Annotated in this window: 4 protein-coding genes; 3 read left to right on the top strand and 1 reads right to left on the bottom strand. The window is 69.8% G+C overall.

What is annotated here, in order from left to right; genetic code table 11:
* Positions 1-100 precede the first annotated feature (100 nt).
* Entirely contained in the window at positions 101-727 is a 627-nt protein-coding gene (locus VIB55_RS14775; RefSeq protein WP_331877424.1) for an RNA polymerase sigma factor, read from the bottom strand.
* A gap of 145 nt (positions 728-872) precedes the next feature.
* On the opposite strand from VIB55_RS14775, the gene VIB55_RS14770 reads away from it, so the two are divergent.
* The 3 genes from VIB55_RS14770 (at position 873) to VIB55_RS14760 (ending at position 4999) form a co-directional block, all read left to right on the top strand.
* Complete coding sequence (locus tag VIB55_RS14770; RefSeq protein ID WP_331877423.1) at positions 873-2006, top strand: citrate/2-methylcitrate synthase; 1134 nt, start codon at positions 873-875, stop codon at positions 2004-2006.
* A 99-nt stretch (positions 2007-2105) separates the two neighbouring features.
* The gene (gene icd / locus VIB55_RS14765) at positions 2106-3362 is read left to right on the top strand and encodes an NADP-dependent isocitrate dehydrogenase (RefSeq protein ID WP_331877422.1); all 1257 of its coding nucleotides are present in this window, start codon (positions 2106-2108) and stop codon (positions 3360-3362) included.
* A 116-nt stretch (positions 3363-3478) separates the two neighbouring features.
* Complete coding sequence (locus VIB55_RS14760) at positions 3479-4999, top strand: leucyl aminopeptidase (protein WP_331877421.1); 1521 nt, start codon at positions 3479-3481, stop codon at positions 4997-4999.
* Positions 5000-5129 lie beyond the last annotated feature (130 nt).

The raw sequence follows: 5129 nt of genomic DNA, 5'->3' as shown, positions 1-5129 counted from the left end.
TGCGCCTGCAGTCCGCGCAGGCGGACTTCGTGATGTTCCAGCTGCGGTTTCAACCGCCGGACCCGGAGGCGGGGATGGCAGGCTCTCTCGCTCCCGCCCCTCAGATTTTTTCCCGCAGCATCTCCTGCAGCGCCTCGCGCGCCCGCATCACCCGCATCTTCAGCGCGCTGACGCCGGTGTCCAGCATGTCGGCCATTTCCTCGTAGGAGCGGCCTTCCACGTGCTTCAGGAGGAAGGCTTCGCGCTGGGCCTCGGGAAGGCGGGCGAGCGCGGCGGAGACCACCTGGCCCAGTTCGGTGCTTTCCAGCGTGCGGAGGGGGTCGTCGGACGCGGGGGCGGCGTGCGCGTCGTCTACCAGGGGGACGTCGCGGCGGCGGCGGCTCTTCAGCCAGTCCTTGCAGCGATTGCGGAGGATGCGGAAGAGCCACGCGGCGAACCGGTCGGGGTCGCAGGTGCCCAGCCGCGTGTAGGCCTTGACCAGCGAATCCTGCACCAGGTCGGCCGCGGCGTCGGAGTCGCCCACCATCCCTACGGCGTGACGGAACAGCGATTCCTGGTACCGGCGCACCAGGACTTCGTAGGTGGGCGCGTGGCCGCCCAACACCCGCTGAACCAGCTCCGCGTCGCTCGCCGCCTCCACCGCCGCCCGTGGTTCGCCCGTGTGCTGGATGGCCGCCGCTCCGGCCGCCGGAGTGGCGCGTGCGTGCCCCGCCCGTGCACTCCGCAACCCGCACGCCGCGGCGGCTTGCGGGCGTCGCAGGCCGTTGCTATGTTGGCGCTTCCGTTGGCCCGGACCGTGCTGCGAGGCACGCCATTCGTTCCGGCGGCGGAGCCGGAAAGTCGTCACGGAATCGCGTTACGAGAAAGCTGAAATGGCTGCCAAGGGTCTCGAGGGGGTCGTCGTCGCACAGTCTCGGCTGAGCGACATCAACGGCGAAGTGGGAGAGCTGATCTACGCGGGGTACGACATCGACGACCTCGCCCGCAATTCCACCTTCGAGGAGGTGTGCTACCTCCTGTGGAACGGCGAGCTCCCCAACCAGCAGCAGCTGGAGGAGTTCCGCGCCCAGATGGAGCCGCAGTACGCGCTGCGCCCCGAGGTGCTGGAGATGATCCGCAACTATCCCAGGGACGCCGACCCCATGGCCGCCGTGCGCACGGCCGTGTCGGCGCTCGGGATGTTCGATGCGGACGCGGACGACATCTCGCCCGAGTCGGTGCGCCGCAAGGCGATGTTCCTCACGGCGCAGACGCCCACCATCGTGGCCGCGTTCGATCGCGTGCGGAACGGCAAGGAGCCGCTGCAGCCCAAGCCGGGCCTGAGCTTCGCGGGCAACTTCCTGTACATGCTGAACGGCGAAGAGGCCAACGACACCCGCTGCCGCACCATGGACGTGGCGCTGGTGCTGCACGCCGAGCACGGCATGAACGCCAGCACCTTCGCCGCGCGCGTCACCGCCGGCACGTTGTCCGACGTGTACAGCGCCATCACCTCGGCCATCGGCACCCTGAAGGGGCCCAGCCACGGCGGCGCGAACGTCGAGGTGATGAACATGCTGCGCGAGATCGACGAGAGCGGCCAGGACCCCAAGGAGTGGGTGCAGAACGCCCTGTCGAGCGGCAAGAAGGTGATGGGCTTCGGCCACCGCGTGTACAAGGCCACCGACCCGCGCGCCACGGTGCTGCGCGAGCTGGCCGACAAGATCATGGCCGAGGCGGGCGAAACCCGGTGGCTGGACCTTTCCGACCGCATCCGCGCCGTCATGGCCGAGGAGATGGAGCGGAAGGGCAAGAAGATCTACCCCAACGTCGACTTCTTCTCGGCCTCGGTGTACACCACGCTGGGCATCGGGATGGACCTGTTCACGGCCGTGTTCGCCATCGCCCGCATGCCGGGGTGGACGGCGCACCTGATGGAGCAGTACGTCGACAACCGGCTGATCCGGCCGGGGAGCGACTACATCGGCCCGCGCGACCTGAAGGTGCGCCCGATCTCGGAGCGCTGACGGGCAGCGCGACTCGCGCTTCCGGGGCGCGGCGGGCTCCCCGCCGCGCCCCGGTTTTCGTTTTCGGCATCAATCACCTCCACTGACGCAGATACAGCAATGGCGAGCGACTGGAAGCCCACCGTTCCGCAGGACGGCGAGCGCATCACCATCCAGGATGGGAAGCTGCAGGTTCCCAGCACCCCCGTCCTTCCCTTCATCGAGGGCGACGGCACCGGCCCCGACATCTGGGCCGCCTCGCAGCCGGTGTTCGACGCCGCGGTCGAAAAGGCCTACGGCGGCGAGCGCCGCATCGTGTGGATGGAGGTGCTGGCGGGTGAAAAGTCGTTCAACCAGACGGGCGACTGGCTCCCCGCGGCCACGCTGGACGCCTTCCGCGAGTACCTGGTGGGGATCAAGGGCCCGCTGACCACCCCCGTGGGCGGCGGCATCCGCTCGCTGAACGTGGCGCTGCGCCAGGAGCTGGACCTGTACGCCTGCGTGCGCCCCGTGCGCTGGTTCGAGGGCGTGCCCTCGCCGGTGAAGGCACCGGGCGACGTGGACATGGTGATCTTCCGCGAGAATACGGAGGACATCTACGCCGGCATCGAGTTCGAGGAAGGCACGGAGGACGCGGCCAAGTTCCGCGCGCTGCTGGCCGAGAACTTCGGCCCGCGCTTCAAGAAGGTGCGCTTTCCCGACACGTCGGGGTTCGGCATCAAGCCCGTCTCGCGCGAGGGGACGGAGCGCCTGGTCCGCTCGGCGCTGGACTACGCGTTCGCCAACGGCCGCTCGTCGCTGACGCTGGTGCACAAGGGCAACATCATGAAGTTCACCGAGGGCGCCTTCCGCGACTGGGGCTACGAGCTCGCCAGGCGCGAGTACGGCGCCGTGGACTACGAGGGCGGGCCCTGGCAGGTGATCCGCCGCGACGGCCGCGAGCTGATGGTGAAGGACGTGATCGCCGACGCCTTCCTCCAGCAGATCCTCACCCGGCCGCGCGACTACGACGTGATCGCCACGCTCAACCTGAACGGCGACTACGTGTCGGACGCGCTGGCGGCGCAGGTGGGCGGCATCGGCATCGCGCCGGGCGCCAACATCAACTACCTGACAGGCCACGCCATCTTCGAGGCCACGCACGGCACGGCGCCCAAGTACGCGGGCAAGGACATGGTGAACCCGGGCTCCGTCATCCTCTCCGGCGAGATGATGCTCCGCTTCATGGGCTGGGGCGAGGCGGCGGACCTGATCATCAGGGGGCTGGAGCAGTCCATCACCCAGAAGATGGTGACGTACGACTTCGAGCGGATGATGGAGGGCGCGACCAAGGTTTCCTGCTCCGAGTTCGGCCGGAAGATCATCGAGAACATGTAAGGGGGGTGCCGAGTGCCGAGTGCCAAGTACCCAGTGTGGATACCTGGTACTTGGCACTTTGTACTTGGAACTTGGTACTCCCACGCACGGACGTCCTTCATCACCGAACCCAGCTCATGAGAATCACCGCGCTGCGCGCCGACCCCGCCGGCCATGCCGCCCCGCTGCTCGCCCTGCCCGTGCTGGAGGGCGGCGACCAGGACGCCGCGTTCACCGCGCTCGATCAGGCGCTGGGCGGTCAGCTTGCCGCCCTGCGCACCCGCGGCGACCTGCGCGGCACCATGGGCGAGGCGGTGCTCTTTTTTCCCGCCGCGGGCGCCGTCCCAGCCGAGCGGGTGCTGCTGGTGGGTGTGGGCAAGCCGGCGGACCTGACGGCGGAGCGCCTGCGCCGGGCCGCCGGCTCCGCCGCCAAGCAGGCCGCCAAGTCGCGCGCGGCGTCGGTCGCCTTCGCCCTTCCCGCGTCCGTAATCGCGGACCGCGTGGCCGTCCGTGCCGTGGCCGAGGGGCTGGTGCTGGGCGCGTACGAGTTCCGGGAGATGAAGTCCGCGGATGACTCGAAGCCCGCTCCCGTCTCGGTCGACGAGGCCGCCATCCTGCTCCCCGAGGGCGCGGATGCGGGCGAGGCGGCGGAGGGGGCGCGCGTGGGCGAGATCGTCGCCCGGGCCGAGAACCTGGCGCGCACGCTGGGCAACCTGCCCGGCAACGTGGCGACGCCCGCCTACCTGGCGCAGACGGCGGAGCGCATCGCCGGCGAGCGGGGGCTGCGGGTGACCATCCTGGGCCCGGAAGAGATGCGCGCCGAGGGGATGGGCGCGCTGCTGGCCGTGGCGCAGGGAAGCGAGCAGGAGCCGCGGCTGATCGTGCTGGAGCACCGCGGCGGGGCGGAGGGCGACAAGCCGCTGGTGATCGTGGGCAAGGGACTGACGTTCGACGCGGGCGGCATCTCCATCAAGCCTGCGGCGGGGATGGAGGACATGAAGTTCGACATGTGCGGCGGCGCGGCCACGCTCGCGGCAATGCAGGCCATCGCCGAGCTGAACGTTCCCATGAACGTGGTCGGCATCGTCCCCTCGTCGGAGAACCTGCTGGGCGGCGCCGCCATGAAGCCGGGCGACATCCTTCGCGCGCACGGCGGCAAGACCATCGAGGTGGTGAACACCGATGCGGAGGGACGGCTGATCCTGGCGGACGCCATCTCGTACGCCAAGCGCTTCGACCCCGCCGCCATGCTGGACGCCGCCACCCTCACCGGCGCCTGCGTGGTGGCGCTGGGCCACGCGGCCACGGGGGTGATGGGCAACGACCAGGCGCTGGTCGACGAGGTGCTGGCCGCGGGCGAGGCGACCGGCGAGCGCTGCTGGCAGCTGCCCATGTTCGACGACTACCGCGAGCAGATCAAGAGCGACTACGCCGACATCAAGAACTCGGGTGGGCGCGCGGGTGGGGCCATCACCGCCGGCTGGTTCCTGCGCGAGTTCGTGGGCGATTGGCCGTGGGTGCACCTGGACGTGGCGGGAACAGCGTACGGCGACGGCAAGGTGTCGTACCTGACCAAGGGCGGCACGGGCGTTCCCACGCGCATCTTCGTGGAATGGGTGATGGGCCGCGCCGCGGCTGCGGAGGCGCCGTCCGCGTGATGCGCCGCCGTTTGCTCTTCGCCCTGCTGGGAGCCGCGATTGCCGTCCTGCTGGGGGCGGTGGGCCTTTGCGCGCAGGATCCCGTTCCGCGCGACACCGTTCCCCGCGACAGCACCACCATCGCTATCCC

The sequence above is a fragment of the Longimicrobium sp. genome (assembly GCF_036554565.1).
GTDB lineage: Bacteria > Gemmatimonadota > Gemmatimonadetes > Longimicrobiales > Longimicrobiaceae > Longimicrobium.
Note: the sequence above shows the minus strand (reverse complement) of the source record. Positions and strands in the feature narration are given on the sequence as shown.